Origin of the sequence: Nostoc sp. DedQUE07 (genome assembly GCF_034530975.2) — a bacterium.
In the GTDB taxonomy this organism is placed as follows: domain Bacteria; phylum Cyanobacteriota; class Cyanobacteriia; order Cyanobacteriales; family Nostocaceae; genus Nostoc.
The window spans coordinates 255,297-278,069 of record NZ_JAVRCC020000001.1; the positions used below are offsets into that span (position 1 = coordinate 255,297).

The 22,773-nt window shown below is 40.4% G+C and carries 18 protein-coding genes; 9 read left to right on the top strand and 9 right to left on the bottom strand.

Annotated elements, in window-relative coordinates; genetic code table 11:
- Positions 1-54 precede the first annotated feature (54 nt).
- Positions 55-921 carry a glutamate racemase gene (gene murI, locus RMZ95_RS00925; protein WP_322682949.1) on the top strand — a complete coding sequence of 289 codons (867 nt, stop codon included), beginning with the start codon at positions 55-57 and terminating at the stop codon, positions 919-921.
- A gap of 72 nt (positions 922-993) precedes the next feature.
- Here the strand turns inward: murI and RMZ95_RS00930 are convergent, their stop codons facing one another.
- Positions 994-1,146 (bottom strand): hypothetical protein, encoded by a 153-nt coding sequence (locus RMZ95_RS00930; protein WP_322682971.1) that lies wholly within the window; start codon positions 1,144-1,146, stop codon positions 994-996.
- A 967-nt stretch (positions 1,147-2,113) separates the two neighbouring features.
- Between RMZ95_RS00930 and sds the strand changes: the two genes are divergently transcribed.
- On the top strand, positions 2,114-3,085 hold the full coding sequence (gene sds / locus RMZ95_RS00935; RefSeq protein ID WP_322682950.1) for a solanesyl diphosphate synthase: 972 nt from the start codon (positions 2,114-2,116) through the stop codon (positions 3,083-3,085).
- A 553-nt stretch (positions 3,086-3,638) separates the two neighbouring features.
- Here sds and RMZ95_RS00940 read toward each other — a convergent pair.
- Entirely contained in the window at positions 3,639-4,112 is a 474-nt protein-coding gene (locus tag RMZ95_RS00940; protein ID WP_322682951.1) for a hypothetical protein, read from the bottom strand.
- Between the two features lie 205 nt (positions 4,113-4,317).
- On the opposite strand from RMZ95_RS00940, the gene hetZ reads away from it, so the two are divergent.
- From hetZ to RMZ95_RS00955, 3 genes are all read left to right on the top strand, one after another.
- Positions 4,318-5,523 (top strand): heterocyst differentiation protein HetZ, encoded by a 1,206-nt coding sequence (hetZ, locus tag RMZ95_RS00945; RefSeq protein ID WP_322682952.1) that lies wholly within the window; start codon positions 4,318-4,320, stop codon positions 5,521-5,523.
- Positions 5,516-6,493, top strand: a complete 978-nt coding sequence (locus RMZ95_RS00950) for a PatU (protein WP_322682953.1) — start codon at positions 5,516-5,518, stop codon at positions 6,491-6,493. Before hetZ ends, RMZ95_RS00950 begins: the two co-directional genes overlap by 8 nt.
- 355 nt (positions 6,494-6,848) lie before the next feature.
- Complete coding sequence (locus tag RMZ95_RS00955; RefSeq protein WP_322682954.1) at positions 6,849-9,152, top strand: DUF3488 and DUF4129 domain-containing transglutaminase family protein; 2,304 nt, start codon at positions 6,849-6,851, stop codon at positions 9,150-9,152.
- Positions 9,153-9,383: 231 nt separating this feature from the next.
- Here RMZ95_RS00955 and RMZ95_RS00960 read toward each other — a convergent pair whose 3' ends face one another.
- Positions 9,384-10,061, bottom strand: a complete 678-nt coding sequence (locus RMZ95_RS00960) for a hypothetical protein (RefSeq protein WP_322682955.1) — start codon at positions 10,059-10,061, stop codon at positions 9,384-9,386.
- A gap of 514 nt (positions 10,062-10,575) precedes the next feature.
- Here RMZ95_RS00960 and RMZ95_RS00965 point away from each other — a divergent pair.
- The gene (locus RMZ95_RS00965) at positions 10,576-11,907 is read left to right on the top strand and encodes a hypothetical protein (protein WP_322682956.1); all 1,332 of its coding nucleotides are present in this window, start codon (positions 10,576-10,578) and stop codon (positions 11,905-11,907) included.
- Positions 11,908-12,058: 151 nt separating this feature from the next.
- Here the strand turns inward: RMZ95_RS00965 and RMZ95_RS00970 are convergent, their stop codons facing one another.
- The 3 genes from RMZ95_RS00970 to RMZ95_RS00980 form a co-directional block, all read right to left on the bottom strand.
- Entirely contained in the window at positions 12,059-12,496 is a 438-nt protein-coding gene (locus RMZ95_RS00970; RefSeq protein WP_322674228.1) for a response regulator, read from the bottom strand.
- 171 nt (positions 12,497-12,667) lie between these two features.
- Positions 12,668-14,035, bottom strand: coding sequence for a DUF3370 domain-containing protein (locus RMZ95_RS00975; RefSeq protein WP_322682970.1), 1,368 nt, complete (start codon positions 14,033-14,035; stop codon positions 12,668-12,670).
- Between the two features lie 31 nt (positions 14,036-14,066).
- Entirely contained in the window at positions 14,067-14,588 is a 522-nt protein-coding gene (locus RMZ95_RS00980; protein WP_322682957.1) for a peptidase C15, read from the bottom strand.
- 58 nt (positions 14,589-14,646) lie between these two features.
- Here RMZ95_RS00980 and hisH point away from each other — a divergent pair, with 58 nt between their 5' ends.
- Both hisH and rsmD read left to right on the top strand, forming a co-directional pair.
- A complete protein-coding gene (hisH, locus tag RMZ95_RS00985; protein ID WP_322682958.1) occupies positions 14,647-15,282 on the top strand; it encodes an imidazole glycerol phosphate synthase subunit HisH in 636 nt (211 codons plus the stop codon).
- Positions 15,283-15,387: 105 nt separating this feature from the next.
- Positions 15,388-15,978, top strand: coding sequence for a 16S rRNA (guanine(966)-N(2))-methyltransferase RsmD (gene rsmD, locus RMZ95_RS00990; RefSeq protein WP_322682959.1), 591 nt, complete (start codon positions 15,388-15,390; stop codon positions 15,976-15,978).
- Positions 15,979-16,025: 47 nt separating this feature from the next.
- Here the strand turns inward: rsmD and petG are convergent, their stop codons facing one another.
- Entirely contained in the window at positions 16,026-16,139 is a 114-nt protein-coding gene (gene petG, locus RMZ95_RS00995) for a cytochrome b6-f complex subunit V (RefSeq protein ID WP_063721252.1), read from the bottom strand.
- 209 nt (positions 16,140-16,348) lie between these two features.
- Here petG and RMZ95_RS01000 point away from each other — a divergent pair, with 209 nt between their 5' ends.
- Positions 16,349-16,723 carry a cytochrome c gene (locus tag RMZ95_RS01000; RefSeq protein WP_322682960.1) on the top strand — a complete coding sequence of 125 codons (375 nt, stop codon included), beginning with the start codon at positions 16,349-16,351 and terminating at the stop codon, positions 16,721-16,723.
- Positions 16,724-17,069: 346 nt separating this feature from the next.
- Here RMZ95_RS01000 and RMZ95_RS01005 read toward each other — a convergent pair whose 3' ends face one another.
- Both RMZ95_RS01005 and RMZ95_RS01010 read right to left on the bottom strand, forming a co-directional pair.
- Positions 17,070-21,545: a translation initiation factor IF-2 N-terminal domain-containing protein gene (locus RMZ95_RS01005; protein ID WP_322682961.1), complete on the bottom strand. Its 4,476-nt coding sequence runs from the start codon at positions 21,543-21,545 to the stop codon at positions 17,070-17,072.
- 202 nt (positions 21,546-21,747) lie between these two features.
- Positions 21,748-22,665, bottom strand: coding sequence for a histone deacetylase (locus tag RMZ95_RS01010; RefSeq protein ID WP_322682962.1), 918 nt, complete (start codon positions 22,663-22,665; stop codon positions 21,748-21,750).
- Positions 22,666-22,773 lie beyond the last annotated feature (108 nt).

Genomic DNA, 22,773 nt, shown 5'->3' on the forward strand with positions numbered 1-22,773 from the left:
ATTGTCTGCTAAATTCTGTATTTTAAATCCCAAAACCTAAATATATATCTGCCTGTGTATTCATCTTCCATTTTTGAAGGAAATCTTGACGATTTTTCCGAGCAAGAACCCCAACGTGCCCCAATTGGCATCTTTGATAGTGGTGTGGGTGGGCTGACAGTACTGCGACAAATCTATCGACAACTCCCCAATGAATCAATTGTTTACTTTGGGGATACAGCTAGACTTCCTTACGGAATTCGTTCACAAGCAGAAATTTTACGATTTACACGTGAAATTATTACCTGGCTTCAACAGCAGCAAGTAAAAATGGTAATTATGGCTTGCAACACCAGTTCTGCTTTAGCCCTAGAAACCGTGCGTCAAGAATTTAGCATACCCATTTTGGGAGTAATCCTACCGGGTGCAAAAGCTGCGGTGCAGCAAGGAAAGCGGATTGGTGTAATTGCCACTCCAGCTACAGCTAAAAGTAATGCTTATAAGCACGCTATTCTCGAAATTGCTCCCGATGTCCAAGTCTGGCAAGTTGGATGTCCAGAGTTTGTGCCATTGATTGAGCAAAACCGCATTCACGATCCTTACACTGCACAAGTCGCACGAGCCTACCTAGAGCCTTTATTAGAGCAGGAAATTGACACCCTAGTTCACGGCTGTACCCATTATCCCCACCTTACACCAGTACTGCGATCGCTCCTCCCCTCTCAAGTCCAGTTGGTCGATCCAGCTGTTCATGTTGTGGCGGCTTGTGCGCAAGAACTAGACTTACTAGGCTTAAGAAATACTCATCTACCATTACCAACTCGCTTCGCCGTCAGCGGTTGTCCGCAACAGTTTTCTCAGTCAGGAGTGCAGTGGCTAGGCTATACACCAATGGTTGAAGAGGTTTCTTTCACCGATATCGCTATTTCCCAACTCCAATAAAACTAATTAGTCCCTAGTCCTTAGTCATTTATCGAAACAAATGACGAAGGACTAAGGACAAATGACAAATGACTATTGACTATTAACTGATATCTCCTGCTCATGTTTTCCTTTGGTAGATGAAGAGAAACTTGTAGGAACAGTCTTTGTACCCGTTCGCTTCGCCAGTGCTAATAACAGGTAGACTGTGAACAAATATCCAGAGGCTAAAATAAAAATCATCATAGGTATACTTCCGTAAATCATTGTTCTACTAGCACCCTTCTAAACGAATATAAAATTTCATAAAATTAGTAGAACCTCAGCCAAGCAAGTACATTCTTGATGACTGTAGTTTCCTATGGTAAAATTACTTATAGAGATAAAATCCTCTACGGACAAAGAATTTATGACCTAATGCGACTTCTTGCAAACCATAGATCCCACAGCAGTTAGCTTGCCGTTTAGCAATCTAAAACTACGATTCTCAGCGGTCTACTCGATCTGCTTTATTTTTGCTTAAACTGCTGCAATAAAGAGCAATGCTTGCGCTCTACGTGCGCTAAGTACGTGTAGCGGCTTCCCATAGGGATATCACATAGCTCCAAACCAGGAGTTTTACCCATCGTAGGAAAAATTAAAGAATTTATTCCCTTAATCTAACCGACGAATATTTATTTTAGGCTCACAGCACCAATTAAGTAAAATCAACTAGTAGCTGACTTAACTTTTGGGCTGCGAATATCTTACAAAATTTAAAATTCCTATATTTTAGCGTAACACAACGACCCTGAATTTTGAGCTTATTCGGCTGCTAAATTTCAAATTTTTTGAAGAGCTACACCTTAATCTGGAGAAATTTAGCCTTACTCTTGGCGACGAATTTAAATCACTTCATTTTTGTCAATAAGTAATATTGCTTGAATATTTTCAGAACTGTGGCGAGAAAGGTGAGATGAGAAACTACTTAACACAATTTAATCTAACATTTTTTTCGTGTACTGAGAATTCTTGTTTTAAGTTAGTTTAAAGTTTGAGCAGCCACTAATTAAGTACAATTGCTTATTGACAAAAATCTTGGCAACCTTAATTATCACCCATAGACTCATAAAAACGGGATTACCTGATGAAAACTTTGCGCTGGCACAGGGTTATCTTAAAATGAGTATAGGATATGTAAACTTTCGTAACCTAAGTCAGAGTCCGCCCATCCATGACCCCAGCCACCTCCCTGTTTACCCCTGTGGAAGCAGACCTGCGACTACTAGCAGATAACCTAAAGCAGCTAGTTGGAAATCGCCACCCCATCCTGTTTATGGCAGCCGAACATCTATTCGGAGCTGGGGGAAAGCGTATCAGACCAGCAATTGTCCTGCTAATATCGCGGGCTACAATGTTAGCTCAAGAGATTACACCGCGTCATCGCCGCCTAGCTGAGATTACAGAAATGATTCACACAGCAAGCTTAGTACATGACGATGTGGTAGATGAATCAGATACGCGGCGAGGCGTTCCTACCGTTCATAGTTTGTTCGGTAATCGCATTGCCATATTAGCAGGAGATTTTCTTTTTGCTCAATCGTCCTGGTATTTAGCAAACTTGGACAATTTGGAGGTGGTAAAACTCCTCTCAGAAGTAATTATGGATTTGGCTACTGGGGAGATCCAGCAGGGATTAAATCGTTTTGATGCTGGCATTTCTATTGATACTTACCTCCAGAAGAGTTATTACAAAACAGCTTCATTAATCGCTAACAGTTCTAAAGCTGCTGGGTTACTCAGTGAAGTCTCACAAGAAACTGTTGAGCATCTGTATAACTACGGTCGTCATTTTGGTATAGCATTTCAAATTGTTGACGACATTCTAGATTTCACCAGTACAGCAGATACTTTGGGTAAACCGGTGGGGTCGGATCTTAAAAGTGGTAATTTAACTGCACCTGTTTTATTTGCTTTAGCCCAAAAACCATCCTTGGAAGTGCTGATTGAACGAAAGTTTGCTCAAGAAGGAGATTTAGAGCAAGCACTAGCATTGATTCAAGATAGTCAAGGTATACAGCAGGCGCGAGAGTTAGCTGCTCATCATGCTAAGTTGGCAATTGAACATCTTGCAGTTCTGCCATTCTCAGAATCACACCAGGCATTGATTAACATCGCTGAGTACACACTGAGTCGCCTCTATTAAATCAGTTATCAAAGTTCTCAGGTAGAAAATGGGGATTTAGATGTAGGTGTGTTGTGGCTTACATAACGTACCGAAAACCTGAAATGTTGTGTTGTGTTAACGCTTTAATGCACTAAAGCAGTTTTATGTTTAATTCAATCCACTTATCGAACAGCTAGAAAGTGGGGTTTTTATTTGGAGGTTCTTAAGGATTTCCAAAAAATAAATTACTACTTGGGGAGTGAATAGTGTTTGACTGAGCGCTCACTCTAAAGACTTACCCGTTTTTGGTTACTGGGTACTTCACAATCAAAAATGGGATATTTTTTATGTGAAAGTTCTTAAGTATAAAACTCTGCTTCACTAGGAAACTAAAATTTGAAAAGGGAAAATGTTCACTGATAACTATTTTTTAATCAATTTTAGGTTTCATCGAAAGTTGAGTCAATCGTATGGTGTAACGGAAAGAAAAAATTTCTTTTTTCACTGATTTAAAAAACTTTTTTAAAGAAATTTGAGATTTAAAAATTTGGATGTGGGATTGTATCTAAAAAACCCCACATCCAAATTTTTTCTATGCAATATCAGGGGGGATCTGTTTAGGCGATCGCTTCTGTCGTAACTGTTTCTGCATAAGTTTTTCTAGTTCAGTACGTCGAACTTCGACAGTATGAGTGGTCTTACCCGGCGTCTCCAAAAAAACGATACTATCTACGGGTTCTAATGCCACCAATTGGAACAAAATATGGGTGACAGGAGTAATTTTAGCTAGCATTTGAGGGTCAAGCCCATCAGGGGAAATTAGAGAGACATCCTGTATGGTAGGGAAAGCGTAAATCACACGTTTTTCCAATCCTGGGTTAGCACGATTGCTCAATGTAGTTAAAACCCAGCTTGACTCCGAATTTTGGAGAATATAGTACTGGGAGTAGCGTAATTTTTGAGCGATCGCTCTAAGGGCAGGAGCAATTGCTGCAACAAGATGTGGTGTCATACCATCGCGGGGTGCATTGTCAATCAGCAATTGAATTTGTGCTTCTAAATCCATAATGACTTGTATATGACTCTTGGGTAATGGCAATAACATCTATCAAGTGTGAACAATCCCATCAAAATTGGGAATAATAAAATCAGCTACATCCTCAATATAGGATTGGCCTGCGTTTAGCTTATACGTAAAACCAAAAAAGCCAATACCCACAGTCCTACAGGTTGTATTTAAGTTAAGTTAGGGTCTTTTGAAAACCGAGACTATGAATTCAGCCGCAACCGCAACTATTCCATCTGCAACTATTCTGGGAGAAAATTCTACAGGCGTGGAGGCGATCTTTCAACTCCTGTCCAAGGAGTTTCAGCAGTCAACCAAAGCTTCGGAACAAAATTGCCATGATGTCGCAACACGTATTACCACCGAAGTCTACCGGATTTGTCATGAGAGTAAACGTATCCAAGCTTCTGGATCTGTAGAAAGCTCGGCGATGACCTTAGCTCGGCATCGGCTGCAACAATGTCTCAGGTACTATCAGTTGGGTTCAAATCGGGGCAGAGTCGAATTACACAGTACTCTGAGTGCAATTATTTATCGGTATATTAATCCTCCTCAAAGACAATTGAGCTATCAAGGGCGACTGACGATAATTGAAGATTTTCTCCAGAGTTTTTATTTAGAGGCGTTGAACGCTTTCCGGCGAGAAAATCAACTTGGTGCTACTTATCGCCCTCAGACGCTCTTGGAATTGTCTGAGTATATGGCATTTACCGAGCGCTACGGCAAGCGACGCATTCCCTTACCAGGTCGCCAGCAACAGCTAATTATCTTGCGCGCACAAACTTTTTCCCAACAGCAGCCCCCAGAAACCAGCGTAGATATAGAACAAGCCGCAGAAGGTAGCAATAATGAAGGTGACGGTTCTTGGGAAGAACCAGCAATTCACCAATTGCGCTCCACAATGGCAACGCAAGCCGAACCCGAACCCGAAGAAGACACCTTGCGCTCCGTTGTCGTTACAGAATTAATGAATTATCTCGAACAACGACAACAATCTGACTGCGCTGATTACTTTTCTCTCCGCCTCCAGGATTTATCAGCACAGGAAATTGAGTCGATTTTAGGTTTAACTCCTCGTCAGAGAGATTATTTGCAGCAGCGCTTTAAGTATCATTTGATTCGGTTCGCCCTGTTGCACCGTTGGGAATTAGTTCACGAGTGGCTGGAAGCTTCTCTGCACACAAATTTGGGCTTAACTCCTCAGCAATGGCAAGTATATACAGCACATCTGGACAATAAGCAACGGTCTTTATTAGAGTTGAAGCAACAAGGACAATCTGATGAAAAAATAGCAAAAACTTTAGGGTTGTCAATGGCACAACTGCAAAAACGATGGTTTAAGATTCTTGAGCAAGCTTGGGAAATTCGTAACTCATTAGTTTCCGGATCGGGTGCATCTACTCATGAATAGTGACTCAGAATCCTTACAACACCAGTGTCTCGATTTGTTATTGACAGATGATGTCAAAAATAACGAGCAATCGGTAGAATGTGAGGAAAATGACGGGGTAAAAAACCTCCTCAAGGAAGCCACTGCTTCAAAAAGCAGTCAGCCAAAATTGGGAGGAACGCCCCAGACCTTTCAACTGGGAGAAATTCCTACTGTGCAAGATCGTTTTCAAGCTGTCCTTAAGCATCGGCTACAAATTCAAGCCCAAGAACATCCACCGTTGTTTCCCTGGGAAACAGAATTAATTGAATATCCTGATTTTGTTGATGAACCGTCAATGACACTCGTTCCTAGCTGGGGATGGATGGTACAACAGTCAAAGTTGACCTTGCCAACTCGCTTACCGGAAAAAGTTTTCCAGCAAGTGCTAGAACAATGTCAGGCTTTAGTGACATCTTCAGTGCCATTGGGGGCAAAATTAGTTCAAGTGGTGGAGAACTTTTTTCCCAATGAGTCTCAAGCACTAAATGATATAGCTGGATTGGTGCTAAGAAGCACTTATCGGTCTGCAAGTACTCTGGAGACAATGCCCGCTATTCAGAGCGATTACTCAGATTTACAACCGCGTCAACAGATGGCTTTGTCGTTGCTAGCAGCTAAACAACTGCTGGAAAATCTGACTCTACCAGTTTCAGCAACCAGTCCGGTAGTAGAAAGACAGTGGCTAACCAGTGTTGGTGCTTTGAACATCAGAGTAGAATACCAGCCTCTAGGTAAACTTACGAAGTTGCTTGTTCAAGCTGAGTTACCTGTTAAAGGAACTTTGACCCTGCGGGGAAGTGGCACTTTAGCAATGACAACATCTTCGACTTCAGGATACTTAAATGTAGAGTTAGGCTGCGAGCAACTTAACCCAACTTATACCCTAGAAGTTGAATTTCCAGAAATAGACGAACAGTCGTTGTTGTTTGTGATTAATCCCACGATTTAGTTTAAATTTCCACCGCTAGCACACTATGTCAATCAACGCCGATATATATTAAGAGGATTTTCCTGGTTTTGAAGCTCATCCTATTTTTCAACAAGCGGTCATTAGGGTGTCTACGAGAAGCAGTTATTACAAAGACACAGGGACGCGAGAATATGGGGACATTGGGATATTGAGAAAGTATTTGATTATTTCTCAATTCACCGTATCACCCATTTCTCGTGTATCTCCATCTCTACCCCTATCCATAATTAATTTTTTTGACACAGTACTAGGGTAGGCAATTACGTCCCCCGCATTGTGTTTTTTGCATCTACATCATTGCTTCTACTAGACTCAAATGTTTAACTTATCCAGGATGAATCGGTTTTGGCGTATCCCTGTAGGTAGTTTCTGGCGGCAAAATCCGCAGGGGTCGCCTTTGATTGAAGTGGAAGATTCAATTTTATTGCGGGTGCTGGTGCTAGCGTTGGTTATTTTGGGAATTGTGGCGACGGATATTGCTGCTGAGACTTCATTCAGTTTTTGGGCGTTACCCCTGAGTGTTGTGGGTGCAATTTGGAGTTATTATCGTCGCCGCGATCGCAATGTTGCAATTAAATTCTGCATCGCCATTGGAATGTTAGTAGCACTGGGTGCTTTCTTTGGGCGATTAGTCGGAGAGTTGAACGATACGCGGTTGGGTTTGGCAGAGTTATTAATTCAACTCCAGGTGTTGCATAGCTTTGATACACCCCGCCGGAAAAATTTGGGCTATTCGATTGTGATCGGACTGATTTTATTAGGTGTGGCGGCAACCCTAAGTCAAACTTTAGCATTCGCACCTGTGCTGCTGTTATTTTTAGCGATCGCTCTGCCAACTTTAGTACTAGATTACCGCTCGCGCTTGGGTTTGCAGCCATTAAAAACTCAAAAGGAAAAATTCAATCAAAAGAATTCTTCAAGTCTTAATTTTAAATTTTTAATTCTAACTTTTTTACTAATTGTCGGTCTAGGGCTGGCAATTTTTGCTGTTTTACCCAGATTTCCCGGCTATCAATTACGGAATTTTCCTGTAAGTTCTGCTATTCAAGTAAAAAGTAATTTCACAGGTCGTAGTATCATTAATCCCGGTTATGTCCGCCAAGGTAAAGGTGAGAATCAAGGCAGTGGTAGCGGTGGTACAGGACAAAATAAAACAGGTGAACCAGGTAAATTAGATAATAATTTTTATTACGGTTTTAATAGCCAAATGAATCAAAACCTGCGGGGCGAGATGAAACCCAAGGTTGTCATGCGGGTGCGATCGCAAGCTGAGGGTTTTTGGCGAGTATTAGGATTCGATCGCTATACAGGTAAGGGATGGGAGGTTTCTCGGAATGAAAATGTTACAACTATCAGGCGATCGCCTTGGTCTTACCAAATTTTTATTCCCCCATCTGTACTCACTGCTAAAACCCAAGAGGTCGTACAAACTTATACAGTGGTATCGGATTTGCCTAACCTAATTCCAGCGATGGCTAATCCCAAGGAAGTTTATTTTCCAGCACCAGTGATCGCTGTTGATAAGGAAGACGGATTGCGATCGCCTGTAGAATTATCACATGGTCTCACCTACACAGTAGTTTCTGAAGTACCATACCGCGATCGCACTAAATTAGGTGGAGCTTCTACTAAATATCCAGAACAAATTAAAAAGCATTATCTACAAATTCCTCCCGAAATTGCCGAAAAAGTCCGGCAACGTAGCGAAGAAATCCTCGCTAACTATAATCAAGAAAAAGTCGCAAAGTCTGCTAAAAGCCTGGATTCACCCTACGAAAAGGCTCTCTATTTAGCTCAATATTTAAAGCAACGCTACTCTGTTCCCCAAAATCCCTTAGAACTACCTTATTTGAGTGAAAAAGAAGACTTGGTAGAAACTTTTTTGTTTAAGCAAAAGGGAGGCTATCCAGACCACTTCTCTACAGTTCTCACGATGATGCTACGTTCTATTGGCATTCCAGCGCGGTTGGTAGCAGGGTTTAGTGCAGGAGAATTTAATCCATTTACAGGGCTATATGTTGTCCGTAATACTGACGCTTATGCGATGACGGAAGTGTATTTTCCGAAATATGGTTGGTTTGCTTTTGACCCTATTCCCAATCATCCTCTGATACCACCATCAATTGAAGATACTCAGACTTTTAGTGTGTTGCGCCAATTGTGGCATTGGGTTGCTGGCTGGCTACCTTCTCCGGTGACAGGTTTGTTGAATAATGTATTTGAGACAATATTTAAATGGGTGATTAGAGCGATCGCTTGGTTTTTAGCTTTATTCTCTCAAGGTTGGTTTGGTGTATTAACTGGCTTAATCTTGTCAACTACAGCAGCTTTCTTCGCTTGGCTAGGTTGGGGTCAGTGGCGAGAGTGGCGCAACCGCCGATGGTTAAAGAAATTGCCAGCGATGGAGAGTCTTTATCAACAAATGCTGCAATGGACAACTCAAAAAGGTTTAGGCAAACATCCAGCACAAACACCTTTAGAGTATGCCAAAGTCTCATACCAGCATCATGCTAAAGCAACTGCTGAGGTCATAGATGAAATTTGTCAAGCTTATGTTGGCTGGCGTTATGGCGGTCATACACCCAACTTGCAGCAACTACGACAAAGATGGCAAGGTTTGAAAAAAGCTGCAAAGTAACTCATCAATGCTAAATCACTTAGTTGACTTAAATACCCCCTACAAAGAAATTAAGGCAAGTAATTGATGGCTTATCTATGTATATAATTGGGTTATTTTTAATCTCTGGAGAAGTCTAGAGAGATTATTCATATTGATTACCTACAAAATAGGAAATAAGAGTAGTAGCGTGTGTTATACCATAGGCTAACACACCTTAATACTCTCTTCTTAACCACTATTTTCGTCTACTTATAAACTCTTACTCTTGTTCCTATTCAAGTATTCTTCAAACAATTCAAAAAAATTCTGTAGTGCCTCATGCTCGTCTACAGAATAGAAAAGGATTATCTTAGACCATGACTGACCTGACTTAATCCCATATTTTTCTTGAACCCATGATTGAAAACCTTCAAATTCTCTTTCCTGCTCAGTTAGGGGTACGCCAACTTCTCTTTGAGCCAGACTATATCCCCGCAAAAGCATATCAAGCTTAGTAATTGAGCTAGTACCTAAGTACATTCCAGGTCTTTTATTGATACTATCCAGAAGCTCATAGAGAGCGCGTACTGAAAACCTCAAATCATTCCCAGAAGAGTTAAGGCTTTTTCCATTTTCCTTATTTGGTGAACTCTCATTTCGTTTCAAAAATATTTCAAACAGTTCAAAAAAATTAGAAAAAGCACTTCTTTCACTACCACCAAAAAATAGAAGTATACCAGCCCATGATTGTGAAATATTAGTTTTTTCTCTTTCTTGTATCCAATCTTGAAAACCCTCAATTCCAGACCCTTCTCTATCTAATCCCATCTCACTTCGAGTGCTTAAATACCCAACTAAAAATGAATCAAGACAAGTAATTGATGGCTTATCTAAATACATGACTGGGTTATCTTTAATATCTTGGAGAAGTCTAGATAGATTCCTCATATTGATTACTCCAATTAAATTTAGCGTCATTGTCCACCACGCTGAAAGTAAAACCAACCTGTTTTACGCAAAGATCCACGAGCTAAACCTTTTATGCCGAGTTCTGGGATGATTTACCCCATCGTCTTTGATGCCAATCACTTGCTAGGAGCTTAACTCTCAAGCAGCATAGTAGATTTAAAATAGGAGAAGTAAGCTTGTTCTTTAAAACCAACCGATAGCGATTTTGATATCACCACAGTACAGCTTGCGGTCTGAGTCTAGATCCTACAGGTGGCGATCGCTAGTAACTCAAATAAAATACCATAACTGCGATCGCTGTCCAAACACCACACTGCCGATTTCGCCAAGGATTTAATCCCAATAACCTGGCTGTGACAGATGTCAGATGTAGTATGCCTGCACGATCAAACCTATTCTGCTAAGTGTGCATTTCCATAAATCTAACAATAGCTAGATGCTGAAATTCTCTCAAAGGCTATAATTTACATCTGTTGCACCGAGAGATTAACTTGTGGATGTCATATTAGAACGATCGCACGAATTAAAACAAGCCTTAGTTGATTTTGTCCTTGATGCTGAAGGCGAACTGGCACAAGCACTAGAAGTTTATGCCGCAGAACAGTTGCGTCGTGGAAGTGGTGATAGTACGCAGCAAGACTTAACCATCGATAGCTTTTTAACAGCCGGTAAAGTGGGTGATAAGTCACCATTAGAGTTGTTTATCGAAAGCCATCCAGATTTAACAGAAAGCGATCGCAGCCTAATCAATAGTTGGCATCATAGTTTTATTGGCTTATTTGCCATCACTAATATTTTCCCTGATGGTTTTGAATTGAGGAACTGGTTGACAGATAAACACTACATTGTCAAGCCAAACAATACTCAAACATTACAGGCAATATCTCGGTTGAAGGTTGGAGAAATTTTGCTAACTCGCATTTCTCCCGTTACCGATAGCTACTGGATGTTTTCTGGCCCCTACACAATAATGGGTAAATTAGGTAAACCAAAACTTGCTGTAGCTATTGGTAATTTCAAAGAAAACTATAAAAGTAATCTTTACAGCGATGCTCCAGACTTACTAGAAGAAGCTTGGCAGTCAGTAGAAAAATATCATCAGCAGTTTGTGGACTTTTTTGGCACTGATGAACTCACGCTACCTGGATACCAGCTTAATAAAAAAATAGCGGAGCTTCAAGAAGTAATTACTGAAAAAACCTTTGCAGCCGCAGGAATTGATACTTCTAAATCTCTTGCAGAAGTAGCAGAAGCAGCTGGAATTGGCGATGAGGAAATAAAAGCAGCTGCACAAGAATTTGGTGCAGATTCCAACATAGTCTCTGAGATGTTTAACAACAAAAGCAGCAAGAGCAAAATGGTGATGCCAAAGGTTGATTTACCTGCTGAACTCAAGAAAGCAGAACAGGTAACGGCTCTTTCTCATCCCCGTTGGGGACAAATGTTTTTACCAACCTATAGTAAAGTACAAGCAATCTTATCGGCAGAGGACTGGCAAAGTGTTCAAGGGGCAGAAAAACTAATTCGCTACTACCTCGAAGATAAAAGTATTAATGCTTTTATTTGGCATCGATTGGCGCAACAGTATCCAACTCAATTAGAAAATTTGTTGCAAACATTTTTGCAACGTCCATTTAGGCTTGAAAGTGACTTGGATACACTTTTGCAAGAATTCCACAAACCGATTGAGCCAGAGTTGCCAGACATTGCCAGTGTACCCATACATTTGCATAACTTATTTCAGGAAGCTTTAGGAGAAGTTAGCAAATCTAAGCCCAAGGGTAAAGGGCAACAAAAGCCAGCAAAGGGTTTTCAACGAAGCTAACAAATATATCCAACATTTTACCCTACTCACTTAGGGTTCTATGGTTTCCTTTCTTAAAATCGTTTTTAGGAGTGTATAGCTAGCTGTGCGCTCCCACAGAGTATTGTGTGAAATCAGTATCAAAAACGAGATTGAGGCTGGCTAGTTATATTTACAGATCGGTAGATAACAAATGAACAATCTCATCTACAATTTCTTCTGGACTCTCAAGCTTGACTAGAAATCGATTAAAACCAGCATTCAAAGCCTTATAGCTTGAGACTTCCCGTGTATAAGAAGTGATAGCGATCGCAGGCAACTGTCTTAAAAATTGGCGAGAATGCACTCGAATTTGCTCAATTAACCAATTTCCATCATGTTCGGGCAACTTCATATTGCACAGTAGAATATCGGGATGAAGCGATTCAACTAAGGCAAGAGCTTCTTCTGCATCAGTTAAAGCCATCACCTCTGCACCAGCTGCTTCCAAAATGAAGATGAGTAAGTCTGCAATATCTGGCTCATCCTCTACCAGTAAAATCAAGATTCCAACAAGCGGCTGGAGCGAATTTAATTCAGTTTCTTGATTCATTTTTTGATCTGTTGCCATGCCGTCCTTTTATTTCCTGCTAAAGTCTGCTATTTCTATTGCAGTGTATGCAGCGGAATAAGTATTCACCCTAAATATAGAAACTTGGGGTGAAAAGCTCTAGAACAGGCTTTAATTATTTTTTGGTAACAGGTAATTAGAAAAAAGTCCTTACCCATTACTCATGACTCATTACTGAGGTTCAGCCTGAGTTGAAACTGTTAATACCTGCGGTGGTGTAGCATCCGGTGGATAAAGAAAGTCTACTTCTACCAAAGAGCGATCGCCAGCTTTCATCTTTAATAAAACTAACGGTTCCCCTGGTTGACCTCTTTTTTGTACTAAATGCACAAACTGAGTTTGCGGCTGATTTTGGTCATTTTTGTAACGTACTCGCACTGTCCCTCGAAAGAATACTTGAGGAGCGGGTGTACTCAGAAAGCGTAACCCTGGTTTGACTAACCGATCTTCCTTGAGTGGTGTTTGTATCGACACACTAACAGTTTGAGGACTTTGAGTATTGTTGTATAACGGCAACTTCAGATTATATTGAATTCCATAGTTGCCATGAGCGCGATATGCGGTGTCAGGATAGCGCACCAGCATAGGCGCACTTTGAATTTGACCAGTTCCTAATGTACCGCCATGCAGGGTATTCAAAGCGTAGGAAAACACTTGACCAGGCTGGGGAATGGTTAGATATCTAGCTTTAGGATTATCTACTAATAAGGCTCTCCATCGCGAACCACCAACCACTCCCGCAACTCGCCCATAAATTCTTGGTTTGCCAGTTTCCTCTAAGGGAGTAGGAATTTTATCTCGTGGCCCAGCTAAATCACCATTATCTAGTAAATTCTGCCACTCTTCTAAAGCAGGCGATCGCTCGCTGCCATCAGGATTCTCCCGTGCAAACATCGCTAGGCTAGCTGCATAGACAGTGCCATCACTTTGCAGTCGTATGAATGTAGACCGACCATTTAAAGGTGGTGTCAATCCCTGTACAGGAATTGGTAAATTGAGTAACATCCGACTTTGCTTTGGTGGAATCTCAATTTGGGCAGGAAAAATCTCTTGTCGTACTCCCCGAAGCACATCAGACATGACGCGATCGCCTGGCCCGGCAAAAATTTTACCTAAAAGATTTTGGCTAAAAGATGGTAACTGAATAAATGGTGCATCCGGTTGACTTAAATAACTCGCCGCCTGCCAAATATTTACTTTCACTGGTTCCGAACCAGGGTTATGCAAAATTATCCCTAAATAAAGAGAACGTAAATTCTCTGCTGGTTCAGCCTTCGCAACGTGATGGGCAAAAATATCAAATCGTCCTCGAAACGGAAAATTCAGATGCGCTGTTGGCACTTTTTTCCCATCTGGTGGAAAGGTGGAAAGTAAAATCCCTTCTTTCAAAACCAATTCTGGACTATTGCTGTTAAAGGTTGGCACTGTATCCAATTGACCTGGTAAAGGACGTACTTCTTGTGGTTGTACGACTTCTTCAGGTGGTAGCTTGGCAGGAGTTGATTGGGCAATTGGAAAAATTAGTAACAATGGCAACATATACTTAGATATTTCTTTCACCATACAGACATTAACAACTTGATGAAAGTGCCAGTTTGTTAATAATTAATACGAAATCGGCAATAATACCCATCAAATTTTCTTGATTGAGAACCGGAACGTGGACAAAAATACAACGTGCTGTGAGTTTATTTTGGCTTAAGTAGTCCAACACTGAATAGTAAAGACCTTCACAGACAAATTTTCCACAGTCATAGCTAATCTGAATTTTTGCTGCTCCCGCCACTAATTTTTCTAAATCAACTTCTGTCTGCAAAACAATTTCTCCACAGCTAGCAACTGCTTCCACACTTAATTGTGTACGGCTTGCAGCCATGCCACAACAGATGATGTAATCAGGTTGGATTGCCTTGATTTTTTCCATTACCTGAGTACTAGCAAGTTGCACATCTACGGGTAACTGGCGTAAAAAAGTTAAGTCATGTGGTATCAACTCAAGTTTGCTCACTTCAAGTAATAAATCATCAGAAGAATTTGACTGTTGATCTTTTAGCCAAATGTCAAAAGAAGTTAATAGAATTCTTTTCTTCATAACAAATATTATTTAGAATAGAAAAACCCTCCATAATAAATTTAGAAGGAGCAGGTAAATGCCAGTAATTGCGGTCGTAGATTACGAGATGGGAAATTTGCACTCAGTTTGCAAAGGGTTGGAAAAAGCTGGGGCAACTCCGAATGTTACTTATTCTCCAAAGGAATTAGAGCAGGCAGATGCTATAGTCCTACCGGGAGTGGGAGCATTCGATCCAGCAGTGCAACACCTGCGATCGCGTGGTTTAGAACAACCTATTAAAGAAGCGATCGCATCTGGTAAACCTTTTTTGGGAATTTGTTTAGGATTACAAATTCTCTTTGAATCAAGTGCCGAAGGTACTCAACCAGGGCTAGGAATTATCAAAGGAAAAGTGCGGCGGTTTCGTCCAGAAGCTGACATCACTATTCCTCATATGGGGTGGAATCAACTAGAAATCACTCAACCAAAAAGTATTTTGTGGGAGCATTTACCCTCCGATCCTTGGGTATATTTTGTCCATTCCTACTATGTTGACCCGATAGACCCGCTAATCCGTGCAGCAACTATCACTCACGGCACTCAAACCGTCACAGCTGCGATCGCTCAAGAAAACCTGATGGCAGTACAATTTCACCCCGAAAAATCCTCTAATATCGGATTGCAAATCCTATCTAATTTCGTTGCTCAAGTCCGCGAAAAAATTCCTGCATAATTATTTTGTCATTTGTCCTTTGTCCTTTGTGAATAAATCAAAATCACCACCGACCATTAAACATTGACTAATGACCAATGACTAATGACTAATGACTAATAACTAATGAGTCTGAGAATTTACGGTAATCGCCAGTTAAAAACTTTACCAGGGAAAGAAACTAGACCCACTAGTGCGCGGGTAAGGGAGGCAGTATTTAATATTTGGCAAGGAGAAATTGCTCTTTGTCGCTGGCTAGATTTATGCGCTGGTACTGGTTCAATGGGCGCAGAGGCTTTGTGTAGAGGAGCCAGCCTAGTAATGGGAATTGAACAATCGAGCCGAGCCTGTGCCACCATCCAACAAAATTGGCAGCAGTTAACTAATGCCGACCAGGAATTTCGGGTATTGCGGGGAGATATTACCCAGCAGTTAAAGATTTTATCAGGTAAACAGTTTGATAGAATCTACTTCGATCCACCTTATGCCAGTGGATTATATCAGCCAGTATTAGAAGCGATCGCTCATTATCAACTTTTAGATTCTAGCGGTGAAATCGCAGTTGAACACGCCTCACAAGGTTGGACACCGCCAGAGATTCCCGCTTGGGAAATTTGCCGCCAGAAAGTTTACGGCAACACATCACTTACTTTCTACAGAATTCGGAATCAGGAATCAGGAGCAGATAAAGGAGATGAAGAAGAATACGACTCCTAACTCCTAACTCCTAACTCCTAACTCCTAACTCCTAACTCAGCACTCCCTCATCCCCCCAGCTGATTGGGGCGCTTGTATTGCTTATATGCAGCGTAAAAAAGTCCAGCGAGAGTTACGAAAACTAGACCAAGGACAATACCTGATAGCAGGGGTTCAACCACTGTAAATCTCCTCTTTGTAATTATTAAATATTCGTTGCCTGTTTTTGATTTTACCAAATTTCGTATGAATCCTGCGCCCTACAGCCCTTTGGAGTGCGACTGGTCACAAAAAAATAGTCTTCTGTGCTTGCAGACACAATCAAGAACTTTTAAGCTATGTGTAGGAAATGAAAACTTTTTAGCACACCTAGACTTTCACAGCAAACCTTTTGGATAACCAGATTAACAAACCTGAAATTTTGATTCAGCGGATCGTTTTATTGACGCTGACTATACTGCTAGGAGTCCCTTTGGGCTTTTTTGGTGTTCAGTTAGTTCAAGCCTCCGATCCATACGTCAAGAGTGTTCTATCCCTAACAGGAAACTCAGTTCAAGGACACGCGATATTTCAAATTAACTGTGCTGGTTGTCATGGCTTGGAAGCAGACGGGCGAGTGGGGCCCAGTTTGCAAGCTGTTTCAAAGCACAAGTCTCGGTATGGGCTGATTCACCAAGTGATCAGTGGCGAAACACCGCCAATGCCAAAATTCCAACCTAGTCCTCAAGAAATGGCGGATCTTTTGAACTATTTAGAGTCTTTGTAGACCTAAGAATTTTTGGTTCAGAACTTTACGCAACTGGCACAAGCAATAGTGTGCGAAGCGCACCGAGCACCCAAAAACTACATAGAAGGCAGCAATATCTGGACGTTTTAGTTGCTCAATTAAATAATTAAAAAGCAAATTGTGCTTGAGCTTGTAAATATCAAATACATTCTGGGTAATTAAATACTTATGTACTACTGGCTAGCGATCGCACTGTGCCAGTTGCGTAAGTTCTGTTTAGGAGCAAATTCCGTTAAGATACTTAGCCTAAGTTACAGTTTATGAAATTTAGGTTTTTTGTCGCGCGCTATACCTGCGGCTGGCTATGCGTAAGCACACCACAGATTTAGCTGAAGAGGCGAGAAACATCAACGAAACCTTCGTGAAGACTAACAATATTTGATACTTCAGAATACATACTTCCGACTTTACCTGATTGATGGGTAAATAAATTATGGCAGCCCACAATTATTAATAGTTCTTGAGCGCGAGAAAATGCAACGTTAACTCGTTCTGGTTTCTTTGCAAATCCCACATCTCCTTTGTTATTATTGCGAACCATACTGACAATTACAACAGGTCTTTCCATACCTTGAAATCTGTCTACTGTACCAGTACGAATTTCTAACGAAGGAAAAAGTTCAGATTGCAGACGTTCATCAATTTTTCTTAATTGAGCGCCATAAAATGTAATTACAGCAATTTCTTTTTTTGGTTCACCATTAGCAACTTTAGAAACCCAAGTATTTTCAAACTGATGACACAAACGTTCAATCGCATCAACTTCTGGAATATTAAAGTAAGAAGTTCCGTTTCGTTGCTCTAAAAACTTATTTTCTATAGGCGTTTTTACCCAAATAAGATGCTGAGATTCTTGGATAATTTCGCTTGCTAAATGATGTGCGCGTTTTGTGTCCGCCTCTACAATACCAGATTCTAGTTTACCGTCATAAAACTGATTGATTGCACCCATAATAAATGGATGCATTCGATATTGTGTAGTTAGCATTTGTTTGATGCTTTCATCAGCAGATTCAAACTGACTTTTAAATAGTGATTCTTCTAAAAACTGTAGTTCGTCTCGTGTATTGCCAATTGTTTGAGCTACTTCTTCTAAAGTGCTAGTATCAAGCATGGGTGGTAATTGGCGATGATCGCCTACCATTACTAGCTTTTTGCCTTTCAAAGCTGGGATTAGTAACTCTGGTGGAGTACACTTACTAACCTCATCAATGATAACGACATCAAAAGATTTGAATTCTTCTGAAAAACCTCTATTTGCAGCTTGAACACAGGTGATACCGACGACATTAGCATTATCTAAATATATGCGTCTTAAATCGTCCCTGTCACCTTCAGTTGGCTCTCTTAATTTTCCTATCCAATCTCGAACAAAATTCTGATATTTATTGAGATAAGTTTCGTCTGTCTGGAGTTGTTGCTGCCAAAATTTAAACTTAGTATTGATATTGCGTAAAAACTTTATACTAAATAAGTCTGCTTGAGAAATTTCTGGTTTAAACTTATCAGGTATTGTTTGCCATTTTGTCAACCACCAGCTTCGTTCTTGTTTTAGGTTTTCTGATGGCTGTGGGTGTGATTTTTGTTCTACCTCACGTAAATTAGTTTGTAATTTTTGTAGATGCTGTAGAGAAGTTTCAGTTTCTTCTTGTAACTTTGATAAATGCTCATTTAGAGAATGTTTAATTATCTCTAGTACGGCAAAAGGTTCTAATAATGAGATTAAGGTTTCAAGCTGACTAATGGAAGTTTCCCAGTAATTTACTTGATTTGCAAATTCTTGGGGTTGCTCCCAAATATTTGATTGTGTTGCCAGATATTTTTCAACTAAAATACGTAATTGAGAAGAGATATTTTTTTGATTCAGTTCTTGCAAAATATTAATCACTTGCCCAAGTTGGAAATTAGCATCCTGCTGTGCTTTTTCTACCTCAGCTTGAGTAATAGATATTTGCTGTTGGCTAACTTTATTTTTCTGAAGTTCATTTAATTGTCCTTGTAGATGCTGAAGTTGTTGCTCTGTTTCCGTTTTGACTTTTAAAACGCATTGACGCGCATTTGCAAGGATAATATCTAATAATTCTTGTGTAATAGTGAGAGTAGAGTCGATATTATTCCATTCCCATGATGTACTATAAGTCCGTTGCATTCTAATTAAGAAAACCTGGGTATTCTCAACCAGTAATTTTCGTTGTTTGGGGTTGAGTAGCTGATAATTGTTAAACTGTTGATAGGTTTCTTGCCATTGAGTGCGATCGCTCTTTGATAGCACTATTGGAATTTGACTAAAATTTTCTTGTAAAAAATAGCTAAAATTATGCTGTTTACCCCGCCTGTCAGTAAAACCTCCATCTATTTCATAAGCGATCGCCTTTGCTAATACTTCCCATTCAGGTAAATTTATTTTATAATTTTTCGGGACTATTGGTAGTTTTAATGTATTAGCAAACATCAATAAACCTAGCGGTAAGTCAACTAAATTTTCTGTGAGTGGTAAACCTGATTGATGACATTCTTTTAAAGTTTGATAGAGATGAGAAGGTGCTGTAGATTTCCATTCCTTAACAGCTGAAATAATGTAATCTATTTCCCGTTTGCGGTTTTGCCATATCTGGATTGTTTGCTGTATATTTTGCAGTTTGATATGATATTGCTGATAATCTGGTTGTAACTGATTCAACGAGGCGAAATTTTGTTTGACAACCTCCACTGATGCTGCAACTTCTAAGATGGCTTTACTTGCTTCTTGAGCATCAGTTAAAGAAGCTTTAAATCCAGAAATTTCTATTGCTACAGTTTTATGCAACCAAGCCGCTAAACCAAAAGCACCAAGCGCCGGACGCACAAAGCCAAGCTCATCAGTATATTTGATGATTTGACGAACATTTGCTAAAAACTCTTCTACTAAACTGTTACCTTCTGTGTAGGGTTTAAGAAGTGGCAATAAATCTGTAACTTCTGAAGCTTCCCAGTTGAGATTTGGTAAAGTCTTTAATATATTTTCTAATTTGGCAATTAGTGATTCAACCTCGTTCTGTTTATCTACATTTTCGTTGTAATCTTTTTCTTGATTTTGAAAGTTTACCTCTAGTTTTATCTTATTTTCATTGAATTTAGTTTGTTGCTGATTAAATTCTTCCTCTGCTTGTAAATAAGCGGTAAATCTTTGTGATGATGCCAGCAATTGAGTGAAAATTTTAATATTTTCCAGCCGTTGAGTCAGATTATTTTCGCAGTCAGTTGCAGTATTTTCTAGCCATCTGCCAATCACTTTGTCTTCTAAAAATGGCTGTCCTTCTTCCCCAACTTTTTCGGCTTTACCCTTGCGTACAGCGCGAATTACTGGGTTGTGAACTAATCGACTCAGGGCGTTATCTACTGCTAAATTGGCTTGAGAAGCAATTAGAGTGCGTCCACCGCGCAGGGCAATTTGATAGCAAATCTCGGCAATTACGGTAGTTTTCCCAGTACCTGGCGGCCCTTGGATGAGAACAAGATCCTTTGCGGCAAGTACCTTCTCCACTGCTGCTTTCTGACCAGGATTTGCAGAAGATAATAATAAATCTTGTGGTTGAAGTTCAACAGTTGTTTTGATCTGTCTAGCCTGAGAAGCATCGAATAAAAAGTTGCCTAAATAGGGATTTTGAGTATAACCATTATTCAAATCATCTAAAGCTTTTTTCTTACGCTGAATCTGCTGAATATCACCAACTGCTTCAAAACACAAAAATCCTGTATCTGGCAACTTATAACGCTCTGTTGCCATGAATTCAGCTAAGTCGCGTTCTAATCTGAGGCTGATAATACAACGGTTGGGGTCAATTTCCTCAACAGTCCCTAATTGACGACCGCTAATCCAATTTTTACCGACGGGAGCAGTTTCAAAAAGCTTTAAATCTTCGTTTTTTGTGCGTCTTGCTCGTTCCCAAAAGTTTTCGACATCAAGGGAATTTTGATAAAAGCCGTCAAGGGTGGCTGAGTTTAGATCAATTTCAAAACTGATTCGTCTTTTGAAGTTATAGTTATGACTTACGTAACGCACACAAAATTGACGCGCTTTCGCGATTTTTTCTTCAATTTGCAAAAATGCTTTCCAAGCTTTTAGCTGATCTTCTGTAGGTATATGGTCGCCACAAACTGGCGCGGTAGCGATGCGCTTCAATGTCGCTGGCGGAATATCGAGATGATGCTGATGATTAGCCAGTAAACGCAAGCGATAAGCTATAGCATAGCTGTCGGCGTGTCCCCGTGAGAGTTGTAACAATTGAGCCGAAAGTATTTTTATACCGTCGCGTCCATCTTTTTGTACAGCTGCTCTAAATCCTAATGTTTTTCTGAGCTTGTCAAGTCTTGCGGGTAATGGAAAATCATCGGAGTCTGTTGCTATTGTCAAATCCCAGATTTCCTCTCTTGTTTCTTTCCCCGCACCTTTGCGACGCACATAAAATAGAGAAGGCTTTTTACCGACACATTCATACATTAACTGATTGGCGCGATCGCGCCGCTCCCTAAAATCGGAATATGATTTCAAGGCAGCCTCACCTTCAAGATGGCGGATAAAGCTATCAATTGCTGAAGCTATAAATGTATAGCCCCAATCTTCAGAGGTTGTTTTAGTTTTTAAGGATTTTGCTGTTAGTTTATTTACCGCTAGACGAATGCGTTCTCCATCTGATTCTGAGATTGTACTAGTATGGCTTTTGACTACAATTTTGAGTTTTTCACAAATTACTAATAGCTTTTTGCTATCTAAATTTAATTTTTTTGCTAGTTCGTATATTCTGAGTTTGCCGTTGTTCATCCAGTACTGCCAATGCCTTCAAAATATGGTTTAAATTTAAACGCAAAGGGGCGCAGAGGTAAGCGCAGAGGAGCGCAAAGTTTATTTTAGTCCTATTCGCTACGAATTAAATTTGGCAATACTCTGCGTACCTTTGCGTTTACTTTGCGTTCCTCTGCGTTTAAAAACTTTACGATTTTGGCTAGTATTGCCCACTAAATGACTATAGTTTATACTGACGGTAAACTTCACTAGCAGCCCGATGTAGCAGGGAATGCCGCCATACTAAAGATTTCATATCATCAGCGTAACCGCCGCCAATAACGCAGGCGACTGGATAACCGCTACTCATACAGGTACTCAGAACCTGCATTTCTCTGCGAAAAATGCCAGCATCAGTTAAGGCTAATTTGCCCAAGCGATCGCCTATATGAGGGTCAACGCCTGCATCATAAAATACTAAGTCTGGCTTGACTTTAGACAATAAATCTGATAAATAATTCGCCAAGGTTTGTAAATAAGCGTCATCTTCCATTCCTATCGGCAAAGGAACATCCAAATCGCTGTTTTGTTTCGTACCGGGGAAATTGACTTCGCAGTGCATGGAGAAAGTAAAAACGCTGTCGTCGTCTTGGAAGATAAAAGCTGTACCGTCTCCTTGATGCACATCCAAATCGACAATCAGGATTTTTTGGACGAGTCCGAATTTTTGTAAAACGCGACAAGCGATCGCTAAATCGTTGAAAATACAAAAACCAGACCCATAACTGGGAAAGGCATGGTGAGTTCCACCAGCCGTATTACAGGCTAAACCCTGACTTAGTGCCAGTTTTGCAGTCAGTATCGTACCACCTACCGCTACACAAGTACGATTTGCTAGTGCTGGACTCCAAGGTAAACCAATGCGACGTTGTGCTTTGGGGTCTAGGGTTCCTTCGCAATAAGCTTGAACGTAGCTTGGAGTATGGACTAACTCTATCAATTCTAGTAGCGGACGTTCAGGAGTGTGAAATTGTTCTTGATTCGCTACACCATCAGCTAACAGCAATTCGTAGAGTTGTCGGAACTTAGACATCGGGAAACGATGTCCTTCAGGTAGAGGAGCAATGTAATCTGGGTGGTAAATAATTGGCAAGTCCATAAGGAAAGAAAATCTCAAGCAGATAATCCGGCAAATAACAAGGTAAAATTTAGCCATAATTGCAGCAATAGTGCTGTTATCCTAAAATGTAAAACTCCAAATTTAAAA